This window comes from Microcystis sp. M109S1 (assembly GCF_020247025.1).
Lineage (GTDB): Bacteria > Cyanobacteriota > Cyanobacteriia > Cyanobacteriales > Microcystaceae > Microcystis.
The window spans coordinates 1-5,380 of the sequence record NZ_JADBRW010000109.1 but is presented as its reverse complement, the minus strand read 5'-3'; the positions used below and the strand labels follow the sequence as shown (position 1 = coordinate 5,380).

Below are 5,380 nucleotides of genomic sequence, written 5' to 3'. Positions count from 1 at the left end.
TGTTAGTGCAAGAAAATAGGATTGGGACTTTCAAAAACCTTGCATTATCCTTCTTATAGTACATCGCTTGGTACAAAAAACAAGGGCAACAAAGCCTGAAACTCCTGACTCCTGACTCCTGACTCCTGACTCCTACCCCCACCGAAAAACTTTTTCAGCAGACCCTACTTAAATCAACTTTTGAAAGACAAAAGCGGGCAAAAAATCAGATTCATATCGATAAAATAGCTATTTTTGACCCAAAAAGGTCATTTATTGGCTGTTACTGCCTTTTATCTCCTCACAGCCCGGTTTTAAACCCCATGAATCCCAACTGGGCGATCGAGATTAATTTTTTGGCCTGCTTATTCGATAAAATAGGAGATTGGGCTATCTAATCAAATCTGTATCCTTAAGGCTATGACAACTATTTCTCGATCGATCCCCCAATCACCCACTAAATCCTCGTCTATCGGCGGCTGGCGCGGTTTGATCGAAGAATATCGCCAATTTCTGCCCGTAAGCAGCAAAACCCCTGTAATTACCCTCCTAGAAGGCAATACACCCCTGATCCCCGCCCCCTATCTCTCAGCACAAATCGGGCGCGATGTCAAGGTTTTTGTCAAATATGATGGTTTAAATCCCACCGGCAGCTTTAAAGACCGGGGCATGACCATGGCCATCTCGAAAGCGAAGGAAGAAGGGGCAAAAGCGGTGATTTGTGCCAGTACCGGGAACACCTCGGCGGCGGCGGCAGCCTATGCAAGAAGAGCCGGGATGCGGGCCTTTGTGATTATCCCCGACGGTTATGTGGCCTTAGGAAAATTGGCCCAGGCTTTATTGTACGGGGCCGAAGTCATCGCTATTAATGGCAACTTTGATGATGCCCTCAAGATTGTCCGCCAACTATCAGAAAATTATCCCGTAACTTTAGTCAATTCCGTCAATCCCTACCGTTTAGAGGGTCAAAAAACCGCCGCTTTCGAGATTGTCGATGTCTTGGGTAATGCCCCCGACTGGTTATGTATTCCCGTGGGTAATGCGGGCAATATTAGCGCCTATTGGATGGGATTCTGTCAGTATCACCAGATAGGTAAATGTGAACGACTGCCGAAGATGATGGGTTTTCAGGCCGCCGGGGCCGCCCCTTTTATCTCCAAACAACCGGTTGACCATCCCGAAACCCTAGCCACGGCTATCCGTATCGGCAACCCAGCTAACTGGGAAAAAGCCTGGGCCGCTAGTCACGCTAGTCAAGGGCAATTTCATGCTGTCAGTGATGAGGAAATATTGGCAGCCTATCGGATTTTAGGGGGCCAAGAGGGGGTTTTCTGTGAACCGGCCAGCGCCGCTTCTGTGGCAGGATTATTAAAAGTGCATCAACAGGTTCCCGATGGGGCCACCGTAGTGTGTGTTTTAACGGGAAATGGACTGAAAGACCCAGATTCGGCGGTAAAACACAGCAATAATCAACTAAAATCTGGGATTGCACCCGAATTAACCCAAGTGGCTCAAATTATGGGCTTCTAAGCTAACGTTAATTCGGTTAAGCAGCGCTTCTATAAAACGCCCTTAGAACTAGGAATTATACCGGCGCGACGGGGATCGATCGCTATGGCCATACTCATCGCCCGGGCAAAAGCTTTAAAAGTAGCCTCAATAATATGATGGGAATTAATCCCGTCTAATTGGCGAATATGTAGGGTCATTTGACTGTGATTGACCAAAGCGACAAAAAATTCCCGCACTAGCTGAGTATCGTAGGTTCCCACTCTTTGGGTGGGAATTTCTAGACCATAACTGAGGTGGGGGCGACCGGAAAAATCGAGGGCAACTTGCACTAAAGCTTCATCGAGAGGGGCGACAAAATGCCCGAAACGGACGATCCCTTTTTTGTCTCCCAAAGCTTGCAGTAAAGCTTGTCCGAGGGTGATTCCCACGTCTTCATTGGTGTGATGGTCATCAATTTCTAGATCTCCGGTGGCGCGCACATCGAGATCGATCGCAGCGTGGGAGGCGATTTGCTGCAACATATGATCTAGAAAGGGAATTCCTGTCTGGGCGCGACAATTGCCGCTACCATCAAGATCGATCGTCACCTGTACATCGGTTTCTTTGGTAGTACGACTAACCGAGGCGCGACGGCAAGGTGAGACAAAAGAATCGGGTATCTGGGAAGTGGAAATCATTTAAGTAAAAATATGGACTAGGAAGATGAGAGTTTTTTTCAGTAATCAGTGAACTTAAAACTCATATCTGATTACCGATAACTGATCACTGATAACTGAAAAGAACGTAGGTTGGGTTGAAGCATGAAACCCAACGCCCGCTCATGTTACGCTACCGCTAACCCATCCTACAAATAATTGTGCCTCCCTACTTAGCTTAACAAATTAGGTTTTAGATTCGGCCCTTGTAAACAGTGAACTTAAAACTCACATCTGATAACTGATTACTGATTACTGATCACTGATCACTGATCACTGAAAAGGCTGATGGCCTAACTTTCTGGTTCAGTTTTAGCGGACGCCGGCGGACCAGGGGGCAAAACTTCCTCGCTGACGGGTTGAGGATTTTGGCTAGTGGGGGGACCGGCGGGGGAACCCTCCGGCTGATTGAGAGCGGGGGTTTGGGGAGGAGTTTCTGGGGCTTTTTCTTCGATTATCGCTTCTTTGGGCGGTTCTGGCTGGGTTGGGGCCGGATTTGTCCCTGTGGTTTCGGGTGGCTTGACGTTATCCGGTTGGGGGCTAACGGCGGGTTGCGGCGGTTGATTAGGACGAAGCGGGGTTTCAATTGCCGGCGTTACGGGGGGGGAGTTACGGGTATTGAGGTTGCTACCCTCTGGTTTTGGAGGATTAGCGATCGCACCTCGGCACACTTCCGGGTTAGGGGCAAAACTGACTCGCACATGATAGCTTCTCGACTCACCACTGGGATTATTAAAGCGAGTTAAGCTTACTTCCCTAGCTGCCTGTTGATTGAAAATCGGGAAGCCAGCACTTTTAATTAACTGGGGTTCACTGCTGAGGCGGCCTTGAGCATCCACCGTCACCCCATAAACCGCCGTCCCCGCCAATTGACGGGAACAAGCCGTGGCGGGATAATTACCAGTCAAATTGACGGTAGTTATGCCTCTGCTGCCCTGATTGGGCTGATTTAGTTCATTTAAGGCGTTAGGATTAGTTTTTTGGACTCTGGCCAGCCAAGCCAGATTATTTCTCATGGCATCGTCGTTACTGGTATTGCTTTTATCCGCCTCCAGGGATCGCAAACGTTCCCGCATTTCCGACATTAATTGTTGACGACGCTGTTCATCGAGGGGCGATTGACCATTCGGCTCCGGCGTGCGGGCTAAGGAATTGTTTAGTTGTTCCTGCGCCTGTTGCGATGCACTACGGGGCGAATTTCGCAATCTATCTAAAGTTAGATTATCTTGGTAGGGATCGAAGTAAGGCGGTATCCGGTTGTTATTAGTCTCCCTAGGCAGATTATTATTCTCTGACAGGGTGGGAACAGAAGGAGGACTAGGTAAACTGGGGGTAGAAGTGGGAAAATTGCGAGGAATCGGTAATCTACCCAGGGATGGGATAGATGCCACGGGAGGAGAATAGATATTGACGGAGGGTAAAGAGGAGAGGGGAGGTAAAGCAGGTAAGGAAGGTAAAGGGGGAAGGGAAGAAACCGAGGGTAAAGGAGGTAAGGTGCTGTTATGGATGCCATCCATGGGGGGGAGAGGAGGCAAAGAGGAAGAAGATGAATTGGGGTTAGGCAGTCCGGGTAAGCTGGATAGGGAGGAGTCGAGATTAGGAAGACGTGACTGCTCTAGAGGGTTCAATTCAATCAGATTGACGTTGCGTAAATCCTTTTTTGGCTCCTGCGCTGGATTATTGAGGAAATTAGGTAAGATAATCGCTAAAATTAGGGCATGAATACCAAGAGAAGCGGCGAACGAGAGATTATTAGAGTTAATTAGTTTATTTTCTTCGGTTTCTAGACCAAAATAGGAGGATGTCATAATTTAGTTAATTGAGCAGAGCCTGGAGGGGGAAAGTTAACTCTATTTTAATCGTCAGGGCGATTTTTTTTCTTGAGGGCGGGGAATTAATTGGTGTCAGTACCCCACCACCCCACCACCCCACACCCCACACCCTGCCACCACCGAAAAACTTTTTCAGCCAACCCTACTTATGCTGTGAGCGGGCCACAGCTTTTAATTTGGGATACAATTCCGAAGGGTCTAACAAAGGGATAAACTCATCGATTGCCGGTTTAAAATTAGCCGGAAAATTCTCCCTAGTTCCAGGACTGTTAGGCGATTTAGGCACTGATTCTAATTCAGGGAATTTGGGCGTTTCCGGGGTTAACTGCGAGAATAATTCCTCCACATTACTCATACCTTTGCGAGGATCATTAAAAAGAGAAGTTTCTAAGTTGAGTAAAGAATCTTTACTCGTGGCTAATGTGCCATTATTATCGGTTTTTCCCGCTTCTGGCTCTGGACAGGGCTGCTCAAGGGTGGGAGAAGGTATATTGATCTGTTCCCGTTTAGGGATAACTGCTGGTTTTTTGCCATTTAACTGGCAATCTAGCAAGTTTTTACAAACCAAGCGCTCGAATTCCCCCGTAAAATGAAAGGTAGGATGGCCGCGACGGTGCCAAATTTTGAGAATTTCCTCCACCGAAATGACTTTGTAACGTCCCTGATAGAGTGCCTCTAAAATCGCCATGCGAATCCAATTTAGCGAATAGATGGGCAACCAGCGCTCGATTAATTCTTGCGCTTTATATCCTCTCATTTCAAATCGATATTGGTTGAGTATAGTCGCTATCTGCATGAGGTTGATCTCTGGGTTAATCTCTGTCATAGAATTTACAAAGATAGTGAGCGCAATCGTTATGGCTACTAGGCACTCTGTATATTAAGATTTTATTCGGGTTTTTCCTAGTGGTTTTTCCCTATTCTCCCCACAGTTACCCTTTCGGCGCATCTTCACTCAAGGTCAGTTGACCGAAAATTTGGGTACAAGCCCCGCCCTGGGAGCATCTCATTTATGCAAGTGAGTAATTATGCTTGTCGCTAAAACTGACTTTTGGCAAGGCTTTCAAAATAGCTTGACATAAAACTTAATTTAGGAGTTACAAAGGTGAGATGCTCCCCCCGCCCTTTAGTGTAGGGTCGGGCGGCTTTAAATAAATATGTATTGTCAACTTAAAGAATTTTGTGCTAAAATATTGATACTCAGTCAAGCAGTGTCAAAATGTTTGTACTAGAATACAAAGTTAAGCCAAAACCTAATCAGATAGAAGCCATTAATGAAGCAATACGGACAACCCAATTTGTTCGGAATAAAGTTCTGCGTTATTGGATGGATAATCAGGGTGTTGGCAAAACAGAGTTATT

General features: G+C 46.8%; 4 protein-coding genes and 1 pseudogene. 2 read left to right on the top strand and 3 right to left on the bottom strand.

Annotation, left to right across the window (positions count from 1 at the left end; all coding sequences use genetic code 11):
* Positions 1–399: 399 nt before the first annotated feature.
* Positions 400–1,509 carry a threonine synthase gene (thrC, locus tag IM322_RS05175; protein ID WP_271974884.1) on the top strand — a complete coding sequence of 370 codons (1,110 nt, stop codon included), beginning with the start codon at positions 400–402 and terminating at the stop codon, positions 1,507–1,509.
* 29 nt (positions 1,510–1,538) lie between these two features.
* Here the strand turns inward: thrC and hisB are convergent, their stop codons facing one another.
* From hisB to IM322_RS05160, 3 genes are all read right to left on the bottom strand, one after another.
* Positions 1,539–2,168 (bottom strand): imidazoleglycerol-phosphate dehydratase HisB, encoded by a 630-nt coding sequence (gene hisB, locus IM322_RS05170; RefSeq protein WP_002782099.1) that lies wholly within the window; start codon positions 2,166–2,168, stop codon positions 1,539–1,541.
* A 311-nt stretch (positions 2,169–2,479) separates the two neighbouring features.
* Complete coding sequence (locus tag IM322_RS05165; protein WP_287672134.1) at positions 2,480–3,994, bottom strand: energy transducer TonB; 1,515 nt, start codon at positions 3,992–3,994, stop codon at positions 2,480–2,482.
* Between the two features lie 166 nt (positions 3,995–4,160).
* A complete protein-coding gene (locus IM322_RS05160; protein ID WP_287672136.1) occupies positions 4,161–4,844 on the bottom strand; it encodes a hypothetical protein in 684 nt (227 codons plus the stop codon).
* Between the two features lie 393 nt (positions 4,845–5,237).
* Between IM322_RS05160 and IM322_RS05155 the strand changes: the two are divergent.
* A pseudogene (locus IM322_RS05155) lies at positions 5,238–5,380 on the top strand (RNA-guided endonuclease TnpB family protein); the annotation flags it as partial.

Coding starts and splice junctions, on each gene's coding strand:
- thrC (WP_271974884.1), top strand. CDS start 400: ATGACAACTATTTCTCGATCGATCCCCCAATCACCCACTAAATCCTCG.
- hisB (WP_002782099.1), bottom strand. CDS start 2,168: ATGATTTCCACTTCCCAGATACCCGATTCTTTTGTCTCACCTTGCCGT.
- IM322_RS05165 (WP_287672134.1), bottom strand. CDS start 3,994: ATGACATCCTCCTATTTTGGTCTAGAAACCGAAGAAAATAAACTAATT.
- IM322_RS05160 (WP_287672136.1), bottom strand. CDS start 4,844: ATGACAGAGATTAACCCAGAGATCAACCTCATGCAGATAGCGACTATA.